The sequence below is a fragment of the Ornithinimicrobium kibberense genome (genome assembly GCF_006519705.1).
Lineage (GTDB): Bacteria > Actinomycetota > Actinomycetes > Actinomycetales > Dermatophilaceae > Ornithinicoccus > Ornithinicoccus kibberensis.
The window spans coordinates 176551-196532 of record NZ_VFXM01000001.1 but is presented as its reverse complement, the minus strand read 5'-3'; the positions used below and the strand labels follow the sequence as shown (position 1 = coordinate 196532).

Below are 19982 nucleotides of genomic sequence, written 5' to 3'. Positions count from 1 at the left end.
TCAGGCCCACGCGTCCGAACGGCCCTAACCGCACCGGCGTGGCAGCGGCCCGCCGGGTCACCGAGCTGGGGCTCGACGGACGTCAGCGCGGTGGGAAGTGGAAGGGCAGCGTGTTCAAGGCGCTCCTGATCCTCTGCATCGTCATTGCGTTCGTGACCCTGCTGGCCGTCATCGTCCAGGCCTTCGTCCGCGGCCTCCCGCGGCTGGACAGCAACCTCATCACCCAGATGCCCTCGACGCTGGACCGGGAGACCTCCGGTATGCAGTCGGCGATCTTCGGCACGGTCTACGTCATGGTGGGCGTGGTCGTCACCGTGGTCCCGATCGGTGTCTCCGCCGCGATCTACCTGGAGGAGTTCGCCGACCACACCAAGGGGTGGGTGCGCTTCATCGAGCTCAACATCCAGAACCTGGCGGCCGTGCCCTCCATCGTCTTCGGCATCCTGGGGCTGGCGTTCATCGTCCGTGGTCCCCTGAGCCTGGGACCGGTCGCCTACGCCGGGTCGCTCACCCTGGCGCTGCTGGTCCTGCCCACCGTGATCCTGGCGGCGCGGGAGGCGATCAGGGCGGTCCCGACCAGCCTGCGGCTGGGCTCGATGGGCCTGGGCGCCACCCAGTGGCAGACCATCTGGCACCACGTTCTCCCGGCCGCTGTCCCCGGTATCGTCACCGGCACGATCCTGGCCTTGTCCCGCGCCATCGGCGAGACAGCCCCCCTGCTCCTCGTGGGAGCCACGGTCTTCGTCACCTACAACCCCGACGGATTCTTCGACGGCGCCTACACCGTCCTGCCGGTCCAGATCTTCCAGTGGGCCGTCCGTCCGCAGGAGGAGTTCCGCATCCTCGCCGCCGCCGGGATCATCCTGCTGCTCGGGGTGCTGCTGGCGATGAACTCGGTGGCCATCTGGATCCGCAACCGCTTCACCCGGGAGCTGTGATGCTCCGCCTCCCCGGGCGTCGCCCACGCCCCCGACCGCATACCCCTCCGGCACCGTCCCCAGGAGACCCCACCGTGACCGACACCGTCGCCCACGCCCCCGCCCGCACCATGCCGGGCCACGACATCCCCGACAGCCCCGTCCCCGTGATGGAGGCCCGCGGCCTGAACGTCTTCTACGGCGGTTTCCACGCGGTCCACGACGTCGACCTCACCTTCGGCCGCCACGAGATCACCGCCCTCATCGGCCCGTCGGGGTGCGGCAAGTCGACCGTGCTGCGCAGCCTGAACCGGATGAACGACCTGGTGCCCTCGGCCCGGGTCGAGGGTCAGGTGCTCTACCACGACCAGGACGTCTACGCGCCCGAGGTGGACCCGATCGAGGTGCGGCGCCACGTCGGGATGGTCTTCCAGAAGGCCAACCCCTTCCCCAAGTCGATCTACGACAACGTCGCCTACGGCCCGCGGGTCACCGGGATGAAGGTCGACAGCATGGACGACCACGTGGAGAGGTGCCTGCGCGGGGCCGCCCTGTGGGACGAGGTCAAGGACAAGCTCAAGGAGTCCGGCTACTCCCTCTCGGGCGGACAGCAGCAGCGCCTGTGCATCGCGCGGGCCATCGCCACCGAGCCCGACGTGATCCTCATGGACGAGCCCTGCTCGGCGCTGGACCCCATCGCCACGGGCGCCGTCGAGGACCTCATGCTCGACCTGCGGCAGGACTACACGCTGATCATCGTCACGCACAACATGCAGCAGGCCGCCCGCATCTCGGACCGGACCGCCTTCTTCACCGCCCGCCCCGACGAGACGACCGGCAACCGCACCGGCCTGCTCGTGGAGTACGACCGCACCTCGAAGATCTTCGAGAACCCCTCCGACCAGCGGACCGAGGACTACATCTCCGGACGCTTCGGCTGACCCTCGGCCGACCCCAGCGCCCGGCGGAACTCACCGAGCAACGGCTCGCCCAGCAGGACGAACCGCACCTCCTCCAGCCCGGGCACGGCCGGCCCGTGCTCCCGGACCGCAGCCACGGCGACGTCCGCAACCCCGTCCGCGTCCCACCCGTAGACCCCCGCGCCGACCGCCGGGAAGGCCACCGTCCGGGCGCCCACCTCGCCGGCGACCTCGAGGCTGCGGACGAAGCAGGAGGCCAGCAGCGCCGGGTCGGTCTGTCCGGCGTGCCGGTTCGGCCCGACGGTGTGGATCACCCATCGGGCCGGCAGGTCCCCGGCCCCGGTCGCCACGGCCTCGCCCACGGGCAGTCCGTCGGGCCACACCTCGGCACGGACCTTGCGGCACTCCGCCAGCAGGGACGGTCCGGCCGCGCGGTGGATCGCCCCGTCCACCCCGCCGCCCCCGAGCAGGCCCGAGTTGGCGGCGTTGACGACCGCGTCGACCCGTTGGGCGGTGATGTCACCCTGCACGCACGTGATCTCCATCCCCCCATCCTGCCTCTGTCCGGAGGACCCGTCAGCCCTGCGGCACAATCGGCACACGGGTCCCGACGCGCCCTCGACGGTCCCCGGGACGGGCATCCACCGACGCGGGAGGTATGACGTGGCACTCGCCTTCGTCGTCACCTTGCTGGCCGGCCTGTCCACCGTCGTGGGCGGCTGGCTCGGGACGCGGGAGCAGGTTCTCCGACGGCAGTGGCTGGCTGCCTCCCTCGCCTTCGCGGCCGGGCTGATGATCACCATCTCGGTGGTAGAGATCGCCCCGGCCGCGGCGGTGTCGCTGCGCGAGGTGGTGGGCTCCGGCTGGAACCTGGCCTGGGTCGGTGGGGCGATGGCCGTCGGCACGGCCGCGGTCGTGCTGATCGACAAGGCGATCCCGCACGAGGTCAACCCGGCCGAGCTGGCCGGTGGCGACGAGGCCCTCCGGGTGGCGAGCGGCGAGCTGGACGGGCGGCTGCTGCGCAGCGGCGTGCTGCTCGCGGCGGTCGTCACGCTGCACAACCTGCCGGAGGGGCTGGCCACGTTCATCTCGACCCTCGAGCGGCCCAGCGGCGGCATCGCCCTGGCCACCGCCATCGCCATCCACAACGTGCCCGAGGGCGTGGCCGTCGCGGCCCCCATCTACGCCGCCACCCGCAGCCGCGGCACCGCCCTGTTCTGGGCGACGGTGTCCGGGCTGGCCGAGCCGGTGGGGGCCGTCGTGGGCTTCGTGCTCCTCCGCGCGGTGCTGCCCGAGGAATGGCTCGTGCTCTCGCTGGCCCTGGTGGCCGGGACGATGCTCGCGGTCAGCTTCATGGAGCTGCTGCCCGCGGCGCGACGCTACGAGACGCACTACACCCAGTCGCTCGTCGGATTCTTCCTGGGCGCGGTCGTGATGGCGCTGAGCCTGCAGCTGCTCGCGCCCCCCGTCGGCTGAGCCGGCCGCCGCGCCGCGGTCGCCGAACTTGAGCGGAATAGGCTCAACTTCGGGCGGGTTGTCCTGTGCAGAGTCCCTTGCCCGATCGACCGTGAGGTAGGCAACCCATGGATCTGTCCCTGACCACCAAGGCCCAGGAGGCCCTGTCCACCGCCGTGCGCGACGCCGCCGCGGCCGGCCACGCCCAGGTGGAGCCCGCGCACCTGCTCCGCGCGCTCGCCCAGCAGGGCGAGACCACGACCGGCCCCCTGCTGGAGGCCACCGGCTCCTCGGCCGCGATGGCCGCCCAGGCCGCCGAGGGCGTGCTGCGCGGCCTGCCCACCGCGTCGGGGTCCACCATGGGCAACCCCGGCCTGTCCCGGGCGATGCACGGCGTCGTCAAGGAGGCCCAGGAGCTCATGGGGCGGATGGGGGACGACTTCGTCTCCACCGACCACCTGCTGCTGGCGCTGGCTCGCACCGGCCAGTTCGCCGTGCTGGACGCGGCCGCCATCGAGGAGCGCATCCCGGCCCTGCGGGGCGGCAAGAAGGTCGGCTCCGCCGACCCCGAGGCGACCTTCGACGCGCTCGGCAAGTACGGCACCGACCTGACCGCCATGGCCCGTGAGGGCAAGCTCGACCCGGTCATCGGCCGGGACGCCGAGATCCGCCGGGTGGTCCAGGTGCTGTCCCGACGCACCAAGAACAACCCGGTCCTCATCGGCGAGCCGGGCGTCGGCAAGACGGCCGTCGTCGAGGGCCTGGCCCAGCGCATCGTGGCCGGCGACGTCCCCGAGTCGCTGCGCGACAAGACGCTGATCTCCCTGGACCTGAGCGCCATGGTCGCCGGGGCGAAGTACCGCGGCGAGTTCGAGGAGCGGCTCAAGGCCGTCCTGGGGGAGATCAAGGCCAGCGAGGGGCGGGTCGTCACCTTCATCGACGAGCTGCACACCGTCGTCGGCGCCGGCGCCTCCGGCGACTCCTCGATGGACGCCGGGAACATGCTCAAGCCGCTGCTGGCCCGTGGCGAGCTGCGGATGGTCGGCGCCACCACGCTGGACGAGTACCGCGAGAACATCGAGAAGGACCCCGCCCTCGAGCGCCGCTTCCAGCAGGTCTTCGTCGGCGAGCCCAGCGTGGAGGACACCATCGCGATCCTCCGCGGGCTCAAGGAGCGCTACGAGGCCCACCACAAGGTGGCCATTTCCGACCCTGCCCTCGTCGCGGCCGCCGCCCTCAGCGACCGCTACATCTCCGGGCGTCAGCTGCCCGACAAGGCGATCGACCTCGTCGACGAGGCCGCCAGCCGGCTGCGGATGGAGATCGACTCCTCGCCGGTGGAGATCGACGAGCTCCAGCGCCAGGTAGACCGCCTCACGATGGAGGAGATGCACGTCAAGAAGGCCGCCGAGGAGGCCGACGACGACGGCTCGGCCGACCGGCTCCGCCGGCTGCGGGCCGACCTGGCCGACAAGAAGGAGCAGCTGGCGGCGCTGACCGCCCGGTGGGAGGCGGAGAAGTCCGGGCTCAACCGGGTCGGCGAGCTCAAGGCGCGGCTGGACGAGCTGCGCACCCAGGCCGACCGCCTGCAGCGCGAGGGCGACTACGCCGCGGCGTCCCGGCTGCTCTACGGGGACATCCCCGCCGCAGAGGCCGAGCTGGTCGCGGCCCAGGAGGAGGAGGCCCGCGGCTCGACCTCCGCTCAGGCACCGATGGTCAAGGACGAGGTGGGCGCCGACGACATCGCCGACGTCATCTCGATGTGGACCGGCATCCCCGCCGGCCGCCTCCTCGAGGGCGAGACCGAGAAGCTCCTCCGCATGGAGGACGTCATCGGTCGCCGGCTCATCGGCCAGCGGGCCGCCGTCCGCGCCGTCTCCGACGCCGTCCGCCGGGCGAGGGCCGGCATCTCCGACCCCGACCGGCCGACCGGGTCGTTCCTGTTCCTCGGCCCGACCGGCGTCGGCAAGACCGAGCTGGCCAAGGCGCTGGCCGACTTCCTCTTCGACGACGAGCGGGCCATGGTCCGGATCGACATGTCGGAGTACTCCGAGCGTCACGCCGTCGCCCGCCTGGTCGGCTCCCCGCCCGGTTACGTCGGCTACGAGGAGGGTGGCCAGCTCACCGAGGCGGTCCGTCGGCGGCCCTACTCGGTGGTGCTGCTGGACGAGGTGGAGAAGGCCCACCCGGAGACCTTCGACATCCTGCTCCAGGTGCTCGACGACGGCCGCCTGACCGACGGTCAGGGCCGGACGGTCGACTTCCGCAACGTCATCCTCGTGATGACCTCCAACCTCGGCAGCCAGTTCCTCGTCGACCAGACCACCGACGAGCAGACCAAGCGCGAGCAGGTCATGGCCACGGTCCGGTCCGCGTTCAAGCCGGAGTTCCTCAACCGCCTGGACGAGGTCGTCCTCTTCGACGCGCTCAGCCGGGAGGAGCTGGCCACGATCGTGGGTCTGCAGGTCGAGCAGCTCACCCGCCGCCTGGCCGACCGCCGGATCACCCTCGAGGTCACCGATGCGGCAGCGCAGTGGCTGGCCGAACGGGGCTGGGACCCCGCCTACGGCGCCCGCCCGCTGCGCCGCCTCGTCCAGACCGAGATCGGCGACCGGCTCGCCCGTGGACTGCTCTCCGGTGAGGTCCACGACGGGCAGGCGGTCACCGTGGACGTGGGGGCCGACGGGGAGGGCCTGGACCTGCGCTGACGCGGCCGGTGGCACCCGGGTGAACGACAGGTGCGGGTCTTCACCTGTTGTTCACCTGGGTGCCCTACGGTGTCGTCGGCTCGTGGTGCTCCGCCCGCGTGTCCGGTCACACCCGGCGCGCGACGGACACGCCCGTCGTTCCCACCCAGAGAGGTCCTGCGTGCCGGTCCCGCGCCGTGTCCTGGCCGTCGTCCTGGCCACCACCGTCCCCCTCCTCGCCGCCTGCGGCAACGACGACCCCACCGGGATGATCGCCGCGGCCGACGGCGGCACCCTCACCGGCGACATCAAGGCGTCCGGCTCCTCCGCGCAGGAGGCCGCCATGACGGCGTGGATCGCCGGCTACCAGGGCGAGCAGCCCGGAGTCCTCGTCCAGTACGACGCCATCGGCTCCGGCGGTGGGCGCGAGAACCTCATCGCCGGTGCCACGGACTTCGGCGGCACCGACGCCTTCCTCGACGAGGAGGAGCGGGAGGCGGTCAAGGACACCTGCGGTCCCCGTGGCGCACTGCACATCCCCGTCTACATCTCCCCGATCGCCCTGCCCTACAACCTCCCCGGGGTCGACGACCTGCAGCTGCGCCCCGAGACCCTCGCGCGGATCCTCGACCAGGAGATCACCAGCTGGGACGACCCCGCGGTCGCCGAGGACAACCCCGGCACCGAGCTGCCGGACACCGACATCACCGTCGTGCACCGCTCGGACGACTCCGGCACCACCGAGAACTTCCTGGAGTACCTCGCCGCGGCCGCCCCCGACGCCTGGCCGCACGAGGTCGACAAGGCCTGGCCCGTGCCGGCCGAGGCCGCACCCCAGAACACCGGGGTCATCCAGGTCGTGGAGGCGACCGAGGGGGCCATCGGGTATGCCGACGCCTCCGTGGTCACGGGCGACTCGGTCGCCATCGGGGTCGGGGAGGAGTTCGTGGACTACTCGCCCGAGGCGGCCGCCCGCGTGGTCGACGCCTCCGAACCGGTCGACACCGGGCTCGAGGGCGACCTGGCGCTCGACCTCGCCCGGGACACCTCGGCCTCGGGGGCCTACCCGATCGTCCTGGTCTCCTACCACGTCGCGTGCACGCACTACGAGCGGGAGTCGCGGGCCGAGCTGGTCAAGGACTTCCTGCACTACGTCGTCTCCGAGGAGGGCCAGCAGGCCGCCGCGCGCGCCGCCGGGTCCTCCCCGATCTCGGACTCCCTGCGCGAGCGTGCCGACGCGCTCATCGACACCATCGAGGGCGGCTGAGCCGCCGTGCCAGCACCCGAAGGACACCCATGAGCTCCTCTCCGGCGGGACGGACCGCCTCCGCACCCGGCCGGCCGCGAGCGCCCCGTCGTCCCGGCGACGTCGTCTTCTCCGGGGCCTCGCTGGGCTCGGCCGTCCTCATCCTGCTGACCCTCGCCGGGGTGGCCTTCTTCCTCGCCAAGGAGGCGGTGCCCGCCCTGACGGCGGACCCGGAGGAGATCACCGGCGGGGCCGGCTTCGGTGCCTACGTCCTGCCGCTGGTGTTCGGCACGGTCGTCAGCTCCATCCTGGCGATGGTCGTCGCGACCCCGGTCGCGGTCGGCATCGCCCTGTTCATCTCCCACTACGCCCCACGCAGGATCGGCTCCGCGGTCGGCTTCGTCGTCGACCTGCTGGCCGCGGTGCCCTCGGTGGTCTTCGGCATGTGGGGGCTGGCCGTCTTCGCGCCCCGTCTCGGGCCCCTCTTCGGGTGGCTGGAGCGCAACCTGGGGTTCGTGCCGATCTTCGGTGAGGCCTCCGCCACCGGACGGACGCTGCTCACGGCCTCGCTCGTGCTGGCCGTGATGATCCTGCCGATCATCACCTCGGTCTCGCGGGAGGTCTTCCTGCAGACCCCCCGGCTGCACGAGGAGGCCGCACTCGCGCTCGGCGCCACCAAGTGGGAGATGATCAGGACAGCCGTCCTCCCCTTCGGGATGCCGGGCGTCGTGGGTGGCACGATGCTGGGGCTGGGCCGCGCGCTCGGCGAGACCATGGCGGTGGCCATCATCCTCGCGCCCGGGGCGTTCAGCTGGAACCTGCTGGGCAGCGGCAACAAGACGATTCCCTCCGAGATCGCCCTCAACTTTCCCGAGGCCGCCGGCCTGCGCCTGTCCGAGCTCATCGCGGCCGGCCTCGTCCTCTTCGTCATCACCCTCGCCGTCAACCTGCTCGCCCGGTGGATCGTCGCGCGCCGGGCGGCCTTCTCGGGAGCCAGCTGATGCCCGCGCCGATCCGCCCCGTCCCCCGTCCCGAGCAGCACGGTCCGGACGTCCCCGACCACGAGGTGCCCCGCGAGGACCTTCTCCACCCCGCCGACCCACCCACCGGACGGCGGCTCGACCGCGTGGAAGGGCTGGTCATGTCGCCGCTGCGCCCGACCACCCGTCGCCCGGTCCTCGTGGTCGGGGCCCTGGCGGTCCTCGTCGCCGTCTTCACCTGGGCGGTCGGCCTGCATCCGGGCGCGGCGGTGGCCCTGGGTGCGGTCACCCACCTCGTGGGGGTGTATGCGGCATACCGCGTCCTGGGTGGGCACCGCGTCGGCGTCAACCAGGTCATGGCAGCCCTCGTCCACCTGGCGTTCGCCCTCGCCCTGCTGCCGCTGCTGTCGATCCTGTGGACCGTGCTGACCCTCGGGTCGGGTCGGGGGTTCGACCTGCAGTTCCTGTGGCAGACGATGAACGGCGTCACGGGCGTGCACGACCAGGCCTACGTCGAGGGCGAGGCCGACTTCGTCGGCGGGGCCTTCCACGCCATCGCCGGGACGCTGGTGGTCACCGGCCTGGCGACCCTCATCTCGGTGCCGATCGGCCTGTTCACCGCCATCTACCTCGTCGAGTACGGCGGCGGCAACCGGCTCTCGGGCGCCATCCGCTTCTTCGTCGACGTCATGACCGGCATCCCCTCCATCGTCGCCGGCCTGTTCGCCTTCGCCCTGTTCGCCCAGATCTTCGGGCTCCGCGACGCCAAGATGGGCCTGGCCGGCGCGGTGGCGCTGTCGGTCCTGATGATCCCCACCGTGGTCCGCAACAGCGAGGAGATGCTGCGCATCGTGCCGCGCGAGCTGCGCGAGGCCAGCCTGGCGCTCGGGGTGCCCCAGTGGCGCACCATCACCAAGGTGGTGCTGCCGACGGCGGCCTCGGGGCTGGCCTCCGGCATCACCCTGGCGATCGCCCGGGTCATCGGCGAGACCGCACCTCTCCTCGTGGCCATCGGCTACGCCCGGGCCTTGAACTGGAACCCGCTGGAGGGGCCGATGAACACCCTGGCGGTCTACGCCTACTTCATGTTCACCAAGCCGCTGAGCCCGGCCGTGCGCGAACCCAGCCTGGAGCGAGCCTGGGCCGCGGCGCTCCTGCTGGTGCTCGTCGTCGTCGCCCTGAACCTCCTGGCCCGGCTCATCGCCACCCTCTTCGCCCCCAAGACCGGGCGCTGACCCTCCGTCGACGAAGGAAGAACCCCTCGTGTCCAAGCGCATCGACGTCAACAACCTCGACATCTACTACGGCGACTTCCACGCGGTGAAGGACGTCACGATGACCATCGAGCCGCGCTCGGTGACCGCTTTCATCGGCCCCTCCGGCTGCGGCAAGTCGACCTTCCTGCGGACGCTCAACCGGATGCACGAGGTGATCCCGGGGGCCCGGGTCGACGGCGAGGTCCTCATCGACGGACAGAACCTCTACGGCAAGGACGTCGACCCCGTCGACGTCCGCCGCCAGGTGGGCATGGTCTTCCAGCGTCCCAACCCGTTCCCGACGATGTCGATCAAGGAGAACGTCCTGGCCGGGCTCCGGCTGAACTCCCGGCGCATGTCCGGCAAGGCCGCCGACGAGCTGGCCGAGCAGGCGCTGCGCGGCGCCAACCTGTGGAACGAGGTCAAGGACCGTCTCGACAAGCCGGGGGCCGGGCTCTCCGGCGGCCAGCAGCAGCGGCTGTGCATCGCCCGGGCCATCGCGATCGAGCCGGAGGTCATCCTCATGGACGAGCCCTGCTCGGCGCTGGACCCGATCTCGACCCTGGCCATCGAGGACCTCATCAGCGACCTCAAGACCGACTACACCGTCGTCATCGTCACGCACAACATGCAGCAGGCGGCCCGCGTCTCCGACAAGACCGGCTTCTTCAACCTCAAGGCCACCGGCCAGCCGGGGGAGCTCGTGGAGTACGACAGCACCCAGACGATCTTCAACAACCCCACCAAGAAGGCGACCGAGGACTACATCTCCGGCCGCTTCGGCTGACCGGTGCGGGGGACGGCATACCATCGGGCCATGAGCCAGACCCTCTCCCTCGTCGGCGACCCCGAGGCCGACCGGATCCTCACCGAGCACCCCTTCGCCCTGCTCACCGGGATGCTGCTCGACCAGCAGATCCCCATGGAGGTGGCCTTCGACGGCCCCCGCAAGATCGTGGAGCGGCTGGGCTCGATCGACCCGGCCACGGTCGCGGCCACCGACCCCGAGGAGTTCGTCGCGCTCTGCTCGACCCCGCCTGCGGTGCACCGTTTCCCGCGGTCGATGGGCCAGCGGGTGCACGACCTGGCCACCGCCGTCGTGCGAGACCACGGCGGTGATGCGGCCGCCATCTGGACCGAGGGGAACCCCGACGGGCGCGAGATCCTGCGGCGGCTGAAGAAGCTGCCCGGCTTCGGCGACCAGAAGGCGCGCATCTTCCTGGCCCTGCTCGGCAAGCAGCGCGGCCTGACCGCCGAGGGCTGGCGCGAGGCCGCCGGCGACTACGGGCGCGACGGCGTGCACATGTCCATCGCCGACGTCACCGACCCCGGGTCGCTGGAGCAGGTGCGGGTCTGGAAGAAGGAGAAGAAGGCCGCCGCCCGGGCCGGGCGCGGGTGACCGGGCCCCGCTCCAGCCAGGTCCCCGTCCCCGACGGACCCGCGGCCCCGGCCTCCATCTGGTCGGTCCCCGGGATGGTCGCCCTCGCCGTCGTCGCGTTCACCGGCTTCTCCGGGTATGCCGTGCTCCTCCCCGTCGCGCCCCTGTGGGTCGTCGAGGCGGGCTCGGACAGCGCCGGGGCCGGTCTGGTCAACTTCGTCCTGCTCGGCTCGACCGTGGCCACCCAGTTCGCCGTCCCCCCGGCGATCGGCCGGTGGGGGTGGGGCCGGGTCGTCGGCGGCGGGCTGACCCTGCTCGGCCTGCCCTCGGTGCTGCACCTGCTCTCCGGCGACCTGCTCTACACGCTGCTGCTCTCGGCCGTCCGCGGCGTCGGGTTCGGCGTGCTGACCGTCGCGGGAAGTGCGGCGGCGGTGCTCCTCGTCGACGGCGCGCGCCGGGGTGCCGCGGTGGGGGCCTACTCGCTCTCGCTGTCGGTGCCGAACGTGCTGCTCATGCCCCTGGGCGGCTGGGTGTCCCAGGCGGCCGGGTTCGCGCCGGCCTTCTGGATCGGGGCGCTGCCCCTGGTCGGGGTGCCGGCGGCGGTCGTGCTGGCCCGGCACCTGCCGGTCCGCTCGACCCACGACCCGCGCCACCCCGAGGTGGTCGGTGCCCCCGCCGGGGCGCGGACCTACCTGGCCCTGCTGCCCCCGACGTTCGTGCTGCTGGCGGTGACCCTGGCCGGCGGTGCGGTCATCACGTTCGCGCCGCAGCTGGTCGCCGTGCCCTGGCTGGGGGCCTTGGGCCTGTTCGCCATGGGCCTGGCCACGTCCCTGACCCGGTGGCGGATCGGAGGCCTGAGCGACCGCGTGCCGATCGACCGGCTGGTGTGGCCGTTCGTGCTGCTGGCGGCCGTCTCCTTGGGCGGTGTCGCCCTGCTGGTGCGCGAGCCGGTCCAGGTCGCCCAGGTGCTGCCCTGGGTGGTGGCCACCGCGCTCGTCGGGGTCAGCTACGGGGCGCTGCAGAACCTCACCATGCTCCAGGCCTTCGCCGCGGCCGGCCCCCGACGGGTGGGTGCGGCCAGCGCCGTCTGGAACGCCGGTTTCGACACCGGGACCGCCAGCGGCGCCCTCCTCGTCGGCTGGGTCGCCGTCGGTGCCGGCTTCGGCACCGGGATGGGTCTGACCGCGCTCATCTGCCTGCTCACCCTGCCGCTGGCGCTGCTGGGCACCCGCCGGCGCTGACCCTCACGCGTCGGTCAGGTCGAGCCTTCTGTCGACCTTCCGCGACGCGTTCCGGGCCGGTGCTCGCTGCGCTGCGCTCCGTGTCCTCACACGTCTGTCAGGTCGAGCCTTTTGTCGACCTTCCGCGACGCGTTCCGGGCCGGTGCTCGCTGCGCTGCGCTCCGTGTCCTCACACGTCTGTCAGGTCGACGACGACCGGCGCGTGGTCGCTCGCACCCTTGCCCTTGCGCTCCTCGCGGTCGATGAAGGCACCCCCGACGCGACCCGCCAGGGCGGGGGAGGCCAGGCAGAAGTCGATCCGCATGCCCCGCCGCTTGGGGAAGGCCAGCTGGGTGTAGTCCCAGTAGGTGTAGGTGCCCGGCCCCGGCGCGTGCGGACGGACCACGTCCGAGTAGCCGGCGTCCACGACCGCAGAGAAGGCCGCCCGCTCGGCGTCCGAGGTGTGCGTCCGGCCCAGGTAGTGCTCCACGGACCAGACGTCCTCGTCGGTGGGCGCGATGTTCCAGTCGCCCATGAGCGCGATCTCGGCCTGCGGGTCGGCGGCGAGCCAGCCCGTCCCGGCCTCCCGCAGGGCGGCCAGCCAGTCGAGCTTGTAGAGCAGGTGCGGGTCGTCCAGGCTGCGGCCGTTGGGCACGTACAGCGACCACACCCGCACCCCGCCGGCCACCGCGGAGATCGCGCGGGCCTCGGTGGCCGCGGCCTCCCCGTCCCCCCACGTCGGCATCCCCTCGAAACCGACCTGCACGTCCTGCAGCCCCACGCGGGAGACGACGGCCACGCCGTTCCACTGGTTGTGCCCGACGTGGGCCACCTCGTAGCCGGCCGCCTCGAAGGGCAGCAGCGGGAACTGCTCGTCCCTGCACTTGGTCTCCTGCAGCGTCAGGACGTCGACGTCGTGCCGCTCGAGGAAGGCCACCGCCCGGTCGACGCGGGAGCGGATCGAGTTGCAGTTCCAGGTCGCGATGCGCACGGGACCCACCCTAGGGCCCGTTCCGACGCCGGCCGCACGGTCCGCTCCCGCCGCTCACGGAGGGGGGCACCCGGGGTCAGCGCGGTGCCGTGATCTGCCGCAGGGCCTTGCGGTAACCGGCCCGGACGGCCGGGACGACCAGCCTCGCCAGCACGTCGGGCACCCCCGTGGCGGCCACCTCCTGGCGCCAGAGCAACCGGGTCCCGGCGGGGTCGGCCACCAGGCGCGCCTCGATCGACCCGCCCAGCACCCGCCCGACCTTGGCGACCACGGCACGGTGGGGCGGGTCCCAGGCCCTGACCTCCATGACGTCGTCGAAGCCGACCGGGCCGACGGCCGTGCGGGCCACGAACGAGGACCCCGCCCGCAGGGCCGGGCCCCTCACCACGGTCAGGGGGACCGCCTCGGTATGCCGTCCCAGGGCCCAGAGTCGCGCCCACACCTCCTCGGGAGCACCGGGGACCAGCAGCTCGAGCTCGAAGGCGGGACGGGGCACGGCCCGAGCCTAGCCCGGGCGGCCGGCGGGCGGGGCGCGTCCGCCCGGACCTCCTCACCTACGCTGGTGGACCATGGGAACGGCACTGGTGACGGGGGCCTCGTCCGGCCTCGGGCTGGAGTTCGCCCGGCAGCTGGCCGGCCGCGGGCACGACGTGGTCCTCGTGGCCCGCGACCAGGCTCGGCTGGAGGCCGCCGCGGAGGACCTACGGACGCAGCACGGGGTCGGGGTGGAGGTCCTCGTCGCCGACCTGGCCCACCGGGAGCAGCTGCACCGGGTGGCCGCCCGGCTGGCCGACCCCGACCGGCCGGTCGACCTGCTCGTCAACAACGCCGGCTTCGGCTCGCGCCGCGGGTTCGTCCGGGGCGACCTGGCGGAGGAGGAACGGGCCGTCGACGTCATGGTCCGGGCCGTCATGGTCCTCTCCCACGCCGCCGGTGGCGCGATGCGCGCGCGGCGGAGGGGCGCCATCCTCAACGTCTCGTCGGTGGCCTCGTTCGCCGTCATGGGCCACTACTCGGCCATCAAGTCCTACGTCACCGTCCTGTCCGAGGCGCTGGCCACCGAGCTGGCCCCGCACGGGGTCACGGTCACCGCGGTCTGCCCGGGGTTCGTGCGCACCGAGTTCCACCAGCGGGCGCAGATGAACATGTCCCGGCTGCCCGACGCCCTGTGGCTGGAGGCGCCCGACGTGGTCCGCGCCGCCCTCGACGACGTGGCCCGCGGCCGGGTGGTCTCGGTGCCCTCGCTGACCTACAAGGGCGTGGTCGGGGTGCTCCGGGTGGTGCCCCGCGTCCTCACCCGGCGGGTCGCCGGGGCGCTGGCCGACCGCCGGCGCGGGGTCCGACCGCCCGCGTGAGGAGGCGCCGCCGGCTGGTCTCCGCCGGGCTCGCCCTGCTCCTGGGAGGCGGTGGAGCCCTCGCCTGGCAGGAGGCCCACCGCCAGCTGCCGCTGCACCAGGAGGGCGTGGTGCGGGACGTCCGCGGCGCCCTCGTGGCGGTCCCGGTCGGGGCCGGGGCCGGGGAGTGGCTCCCCCTGACCGGTGCGCCCGAGGACCGCTGGCTGGAGGTCACCCTGCTGGCCGCCCGGGCGGCCGGCGACCAGGCGCACCTGGCCGACGGTCTGCTGCCCCCGCCCGACCATCCGCACGGGGACATGGCGCGCGCGGCGCTGCGCGACCTGCATACCCTCACCGGGCCGCAGGGCGCCGCCCCCGGTGCCGTCCTCGCGGGGGCCTCCCCGGCGTGGCGGTTCGTCTGGCCCCGGGACGCCTCGTTCGCCGCGGCTGCCCTCGCCCGCACCGGTCACCACGCCGAGGCCCTGTCCGTGCTGCTCCACCTGCAGGAGCTGCAGGGGGCGGACGGATCCTTCCAGGCGCGCTACCTCCCCGACGGGTCCGGCGAGGTGCCCGACGGGCGGCCCGCCCAGGAGGACGGGCCCGGCTGGGCGTTGTGGGCCACCCGGGTCCTCGTCGAGGAGTGGACGGCCGGGCCGGGTCAGCCGGACCCCTCCGTGCTGGTGGGCGACCTGGTCGCCCGGTCGGCGGCCCGGCTGCTGCACCGGATCGACCCGGCCACCGGCCTGCCCCGTCCGTCGCCCGACTACTGGGAACGCCCGGAGGACGAGCTGACCCTCGGCGTGGCCGCGACGGCCCTCATGGGCCTGGAGGCCGCCGCCGCCCTCGAGCGGGACGGGCGGGTGCCGGACGCCGCCTGGGCGTCGGCGGGCGTGGACCCGGGAGACCTCGCTCCCGCGGCGGCCGACCTGCGCCGCCGGGTCGTGGACGAGTTCGGCCCGCACTACCCCCCGTATGCCGGGGGTCGGCCGGACGCGGCCGTCACCTTCCTGCTCCCGCCCTTCCTGGACGAGCCGGTTCCCGGTGCCGAGGCGGCCCGCCTGCGGGCGCAGCGGGCCCAGGCACGCCCGGCCGGCGGGGTGGCCCCCGGGGCGGGCTGGCGGCGGGACGGCGTCTCCTGGACCCCGCAGACCGCGCTCCAGGCGCTCGCCGCGCGGGAGGCCGGGCGCCACGAGGAGGCCGACCGGTGGCTGGACTGGCTGGACCGGCACCGCACCGCCACGGGGGCCCTGCCCGAGAAGGTGCTGCACGACGGGTCGCCGGCCGCGGTGGCGCCCCTGGCCTGGACCGCGGCGCTGGTGCTGCTGACGGTGGAGCGTCGGTAGGGTCGTCGCCATGACATCCCGGGACCGTCTGCTGCAGCTGATCACCGACCTGGCCGTGGTGCACGGCCGGGTCACCCTCTCCTCAGGCGCGGAGGCCGACTACTACGTCGACCTGCGGCGGGTCACCCTGCACGGCGAGGCGGCCCCGCTCGTCGGCGAGGTCATGCTGGACCTGGTGGACGACCTGGATCTGGACGCGGTCGGTGGGCTGACCATGGGGGCCGACCCGGTGGCGACCGCCATGCTGCACGCGGCGCACGGGCGGGGGCGACGCCTGGACGCCTTCGTCGTGCGCAAGAGCGAGAAGACCCACGGTCTCCAGCAGCGCATCGAGGGCCCCTCGGTCCGGGGTCGGCGGGTGCTCGTGGTGGAGGACACCTCGACGACCGGAGGGTCGCCGCTGACGGCCGTCGAGGCCTGCCGGGAGGCGGGTGCACAGGTGGTCGCCGTCGCCGTCATCGTCGACCGGGCCAGCGGTGCGCGTGAGCGGCTGCAGGAGGCCGGCCTGGACTACCGGGCCGCCTACGGGCTGGCCGACCTGGGGCTCGCCGGGGGCGTCGACCGAGGCTGACCCGTCGCCCCGCCGACTCGTCCGACGGAGGGACGGGTCAGGGGACAGCCGGCAGGGGCCCTGCACCTTCCCCGGGTGCAGGGGCCCTGCCGTGGCGCGGGAGAGCGAGGCTCACACGCCGGGGACCCGGCCGTACCAGACGTCGTAGTCCCACATCTTGTGGTAGATCACGCCCGTGGAGGGGTTGTTCGCCTCGTAGACCATGCCGTTCCCGGCGTAGATGCCCACGTGGTACCAGTTGTTGTAGAACACCAGGTCGCCCGGCTGGGGGTCGGTCACCGGGGTGACCACGGTGCGCTGGTCACGGACGGTCCGGGGGATGTTGATGCCGTTCTGCTGGTAGACCCACCAGGTGTAGGACGAGCAGTCGAAGGCGCCGGGCGGGGTGCCGTAGAGCACGTAGGGGGAGCCCACGTACTTCTCGGCCGTCTCCATCAGCGCCTCCCGGATCGGGGTGGTGGGAGCCGGGGCGGGAGCCGGCGCCGGCGCGGGCGCCGCGGCGACCGGGTTGGTCGAGGACAGGATGGTGCCGCTGATGTAGCGGCCGCCGCCGAGGTTCAGCCAGCCGTTGGTCCAGCTGCCGCGCACCTCGGTGCCCTGGCGCATCGTGGTGACGACCGAGTAGTTCAGCCCAGGACCGGAGCGCACGTTGCCGATCGAGGCGGTGACGTACTGGGTGACGGTCTCGGCCGGGGCGGTGGCGCCGCCGCCGGGCTCACGGTCGGTGAGCACGCCGGGGGACATGAACTCCGAGCTGCTGATCCGCAGCCAGCCGTTGGAGGTCAGGGTGCCCCGGACCTCCGCGCCCGCGCTGCGGGACCCGACGATCGAGTACGAGGTGGAGGGGCCGGAGCGGACGTTCGCCGACACCGTGACCCAGCGGGTCACCTGCGTCGAGGACTCGGGCTCGTCGTCGGCCGGGCCCTGCGAGGTCAGGATGGTGCCGCTGACGAAGCGGCCGTTGCCCAGGTTCAGCCAGCCGTTGGTCCAGGTCCCGCGGACCTCGGCGCCCTGCCGCATCGTGGTGACCACCGGGTAGCCGAGGCCGGGCCCGGAACGGACGTTGCCGATCGCGGCGGCCATGTACATGGTCACCGACGAGGAGCTGGACGAGGGGGCCGGGTCGGTGCTGGTGAGGACCGACGGGTGCATGTACTGCGTGCTGCTGATGCGCAGCCACCCGTTCGAGGTCAGGGTGCCGCTCACGCGGGTCCCCAGGGTCTTGGTCGTCACCACGCCGTTGCTCAGGCTCGGCCCGGAACGGACGTTGGCCACCGGGACGCTGACCCACCGGGTGACGGTGGTGTGGTCGTCCGTCGACGGGGTGAGCGGAACCGTGGGCAGCGGGGTGGTGGGCAGCGCCGGGGGGAGGGGCGTGCGGGGCACCTGGGGCGCCGGTGCCGCCTGGGCGGTGGGTGCCAGAGCGACGACCGGGGCGGTCGCGGCGGTGACAGCGATCAGCGTGCGGGACAGGCTGCGCGTGCGCGTCGACATAGAGCATCCATCTGGGACGGGGACAGGACCACTCGAGGGGGCGAGCACTTGGCAGTGAACAACTGTTTCCGGGCCCGGTCAACCCTCCGTGACCTGCGTGAGTGTGATCCCATGCGGAACTACAAGTGTGTAACTAGGTGATGTTGGTCACATGGCGCGGACGACGTCGCAGGTCACTGCGGATATCACAACGGTGTGACTTTCCGGCGGTGTCATTTCACGCCCGTCACAGCCGTTTTCGGCAGCCGCAGACGTCACGGTGCTGGTGTGACGTGCCGTGCGTCGTGGGGTCCGCAGCGGCCCGGGAAGGGTGAGGTCCGAGCACGACGAGGCCCCGCCGACGTGGTGGTCGACGGGGCCTCGGGTGCCGGGGGCGCTCCCCCGGGCCTCAGCGGCGCCGGCGGTCCCAGTGCGCGAACCCGGCGTCGCGGGCCGCCTGCTCGCTCTCGAACCAGACCTCTGCGCGCACGGCGTCGTAGCTGGGCGAGTCGGTGGTGTGGAAGAGCATCGAACCCACGTTGCCCTTGATCTCCCAGCCCGCCGGTCCCGTGCCGTCCTCGAGCGGATCGGCCGACCCGGGTCCGTAGACCGACTCCGCGAAGACCGGCGCCCCTGCTGTGGCGGCGCCGTGGTCGACCTCGGTCCCGTGCTCCGGCGCCGGCTCCCGCTCCGGCGTGACGGCGTCGCCGGTGTCCTCGGTCGTGGTGTACCCCGCTCCCCGGGCGCCGGCGGCGCCGGCGCCGGTCGTGGGCTCCACGTCCCGGCCCGCGTCACGGACACCGTCGTCCTCGGAGGCGGCGAGGACCTCGTCGGCGGTCAGCGGCTCCTGGGTGGTCGCCCCGTCCGTCTCCCGCGTGGCCCGGTCCCCGGTCCAGTCCTGCTCCTCGGTCGCCGGGTGGGCGTCGTAGGACTCATCCGTGGTCGGCCGGTCCTCGGTCCCACCCGCGGCCCGAGGGTCGGAGGACTGGTCCGGGGCGACCTCCTCGGCGGGGGTCGTCGTGCCCGCGGGGTCCTCCTGGTCGGCGACCGGAAGCGGCTCCTGGCGTGCTCCGTCGGCGACCTCCTCGTCGCTCAGCGGCCGGGCCGACGTCGCGCCCGCGCCGGCAGCGCCCGCAGCGCCCGCGGCGCCAGCGGCGCCCGCGGCGCCAGCGGCGCCCGCGGCGCCAGCGGCGCCCGCGGCGCCAGCGGCGCCCGCCGCACCCATCGCCCCGATGCGGGCCGCGTCGCTCATGCGGCCCGTGTCGTCGTCGCCGGCCGGGAGTCCGCCCCCGGAGCCCTCTGCAGGCTGCCCGGCCTCAGGGGCGGCCGCGGCGGTCGGGGGCGCGTCGGCTGCCGGGGTGGTGTCCGCGACCTGCGCGGGACCGCCATACCCCTCGGTCTCCCCGGCCGTGAGCTCCTCGGCGGGGTGCTGCTGGGCCTCGGCCTGCGGCGGCGCGTCCTCGGTGCCGGCAGGGCGGTAGGTCTCGCCGGTGTAGGTGCCCGGCTCCCCGCCCTCGAAGGCCCCTGCGGCCGGCTGGTAGGGCTCGGCGGTGATGTCGTCGTCGCCGGTGGTGTCCCGGTCGGCGACGGCCTCGGGGCCGGTCGTGGCCTCGATGTCCTCGGCGTAGGTGACGTCCTGGCCCATCGACGGCGCGTCCTGCTCCACCGCGGCGGCGGGCGGCTCCTGGGAGGAACCCTCGTCGACCGCCGGGACGCCGTCCTCGGGCCGGTGCGCCTCGCCGGCGCGGTCCCCGTCCGCCGCCGACCGGTCCTCGGACACCGGCCGGTCGTAGGTGGAGGGCGCGACCGGCTCCGCCGGCCCGTCCTGGACCGGTCGCTCGTCCCGGACGACGGGGGCGGCCCCCGCCGCCGCCCGGTCGTCGGCCTCCTGGTCGTAGACGCCGCGCTCGGGAGCCGTGCCCACCCGGTCCCCGGCCCCCTCGTCGACGGTCCGGCGGTCGTCGTCGGCCCCGTCGACCGTCCCGGCGCCACCGTCGCGGTCCTTGCCGGGCGAGCGCAGCAGCACGACCACGGCCGCCGCGATGAGCAGCAGCAGCAGGGCGATCATGATCCACTTGGTGGTGTCGTTCATGTGGCGTTCCTCCTTGTGGCGACCGGGGACGGCCGCGTCCGAGGCACCCGCAGGAGTTGCGGCGCTGCGTCCACCGTAGTGCGAACGTGCCGGTCCGGCGAGGGATGACCGGCGCCGGG

General features: G+C 73.4%; 18 protein-coding genes. 13 read left to right on the top strand and 5 right to left on the bottom strand.

Going from position 1 to position 19982, the window contains the following annotated elements:
* Nucleotides 1-38 precede the first annotated feature (38 nt).
* Both pstA (FJR00_RS00935) and pstB (FJR00_RS00930) read left to right on the top strand, forming a co-directional pair.
* Complete coding sequence (gene pstA / locus FJR00_RS00935) at nt 39-938, top strand: phosphate ABC transporter permease PstA (protein WP_202876559.1); 900 nt, start codon at nt 39-41, stop codon at nt 936-938.
* A gap of 149 nt (nt 939-1087) precedes the next feature.
* A complete protein-coding gene (gene pstB, locus FJR00_RS00930) occupies nt 1088-1858 on the top strand; it encodes a phosphate ABC transporter ATP-binding protein PstB (protein WP_202876566.1) in 771 nt (256 codons plus the stop codon).
* On the opposite strand, the gene FJR00_RS00925 is transcribed toward pstB (FJR00_RS00930), so the two are convergent.
* On the bottom strand, nt 1834-2382 hold the full coding sequence (locus tag FJR00_RS00925; protein WP_141337052.1) for an O-acetyl-ADP-ribose deacetylase: 549 nt from the start codon (nt 2380-2382) through the stop codon (nt 1834-1836). The two genes, pstB (FJR00_RS00930) and FJR00_RS00925, sit on opposite strands and share 25 nt — an antisense overlap.
* A gap of 118 nt (nt 2383-2500) precedes the next feature.
* Here FJR00_RS00925 and zupT point away from each other — a divergent pair, with 118 nt between their 5' ends.
* From zupT to FJR00_RS00885, 8 genes are all read left to right on the top strand, one after another.
* Nucleotides 2501-3313 (top strand): zinc transporter ZupT, encoded by an 813-nt coding sequence (gene zupT / locus FJR00_RS00920; protein WP_181409429.1) that lies wholly within the window; start codon nt 2501-2503, stop codon nt 3311-3313.
* Nucleotides 3314-3420: 107 nt separating this feature from the next.
* On the top strand, nt 3421-6000 hold the full coding sequence (gene clpB / locus FJR00_RS00915; protein ID WP_141337050.1) for an ATP-dependent chaperone ClpB: 2580 nt from the start codon (nt 3421-3423) through the stop codon (nt 5998-6000).
* Between the two features lie 160 nt (nt 6001-6160).
* Complete coding sequence (pstS, locus tag FJR00_RS00910) at nt 6161-7246, top strand: phosphate ABC transporter substrate-binding protein PstS (protein ID WP_238330223.1); 1086 nt, start codon at nt 6161-6163, stop codon at nt 7244-7246.
* A gap of 29 nt (nt 7247-7275) precedes the next feature.
* On the top strand, nt 7276-8226 hold the full coding sequence (gene pstC, locus FJR00_RS00905) for a phosphate ABC transporter permease subunit PstC (protein WP_141337049.1): 951 nt from the start codon (nt 7276-7278) through the stop codon (nt 8224-8226).
* On the top strand, nt 8226-9440 hold the full coding sequence (pstA, locus tag FJR00_RS00900; RefSeq protein WP_238330222.1) for a phosphate ABC transporter permease PstA: 1215 nt from the start codon (nt 8226-8228) through the stop codon (nt 9438-9440). Before pstC ends, pstA (FJR00_RS00900) begins: the two co-directional genes overlap by 1 nt.
* A gap of 28 nt (nt 9441-9468) precedes the next feature.
* Entirely contained in the window at nt 9469-10248 is a 780-nt protein-coding gene (gene pstB / locus FJR00_RS00895) for a phosphate ABC transporter ATP-binding protein PstB (protein WP_141337048.1), read from the top strand.
* Between the two features lie 30 nt (nt 10249-10278).
* A complete protein-coding gene (locus tag FJR00_RS00890; RefSeq protein ID WP_141337047.1) occupies nt 10279-10860 on the top strand; it encodes an HhH-GPD-type base excision DNA repair protein in 582 nt (193 codons plus the stop codon).
* Nucleotides 10857-12080 carry an MFS transporter gene (locus FJR00_RS00885; RefSeq protein ID WP_238330221.1) on the top strand — a complete coding sequence of 408 codons (1224 nt, stop codon included), beginning with the start codon at nt 10857-10859 and terminating at the stop codon, nt 12078-12080. The genes FJR00_RS00890 and FJR00_RS00885 overlap by 4 nt, the downstream gene beginning before the upstream one ends.
* Nucleotides 12081-12249: 169 nt before the next feature.
* Here FJR00_RS00885 and FJR00_RS00880 read toward each other — a convergent pair whose 3' ends face one another.
* On the bottom strand, nt 12250-13050 hold the full coding sequence (locus FJR00_RS00880) for an exodeoxyribonuclease III (protein ID WP_141337046.1): 801 nt from the start codon (nt 13048-13050) through the stop codon (nt 12250-12252).
* 76 nt (nt 13051-13126) lie between these two features.
* Nucleotides 13127-13546 carry an SRPBCC family protein gene (locus FJR00_RS00875; RefSeq protein WP_141337045.1) on the bottom strand — a complete coding sequence of 140 codons (420 nt, stop codon included), beginning with the start codon at nt 13544-13546 and terminating at the stop codon, nt 13127-13129.
* Nucleotides 13547-13619: 73 nt separating this feature from the next.
* Between FJR00_RS00875 and FJR00_RS00870 the strand changes: the two genes are divergently transcribed.
* From FJR00_RS00870 to pyrE, 3 genes are read left to right on the top strand one after another with little or no spacing between them, the layout of a single operon-like run.
* Nucleotides 13620-14405 (top strand): SDR family NAD(P)-dependent oxidoreductase, encoded by a 786-nt coding sequence (locus FJR00_RS00870; protein ID WP_075958119.1) that lies wholly within the window; start codon nt 13620-13622, stop codon nt 14403-14405.
* Nucleotides 14402-15727: a glycoside hydrolase family 15 protein gene (locus FJR00_RS00865; protein ID WP_141337044.1), complete on the top strand. Its 1326-nt coding sequence runs from the start codon at nt 14402-14404 to the stop codon at nt 15725-15727. The genes FJR00_RS00870 and FJR00_RS00865 overlap by 4 nt, the downstream gene beginning before the upstream one ends.
* A 10-nt stretch (nt 15728-15737) precedes the next feature.
* Nucleotides 15738-16298: an orotate phosphoribosyltransferase gene (gene pyrE / locus FJR00_RS00860; protein ID WP_141337043.1), complete on the top strand. Its 561-nt coding sequence runs from the start codon at nt 15738-15740 to the stop codon at nt 16296-16298.
* Nucleotides 16299-16409: 111 nt separating this feature from the next.
* Here pyrE and FJR00_RS00855 read toward each other — a convergent pair whose 3' ends face one another.
* A complete protein-coding gene (locus tag FJR00_RS00855; RefSeq protein ID WP_141337042.1) occupies nt 16410-17792 on the bottom strand; it encodes a C40 family peptidase in 1383 nt (460 codons plus the stop codon).
* A gap of 388 nt (nt 17793-18180) precedes the next feature.
* The gene (locus FJR00_RS00850; RefSeq protein WP_141337041.1) at nt 18181-19863 is read right to left on the bottom strand and encodes a sunset domain-containing protein; all 1683 of its coding nucleotides are present in this window, start codon (nt 19861-19863) and stop codon (nt 18181-18183) included.
* Between the last annotated feature and the right edge of the window lie 119 nt (nt 19864-19982).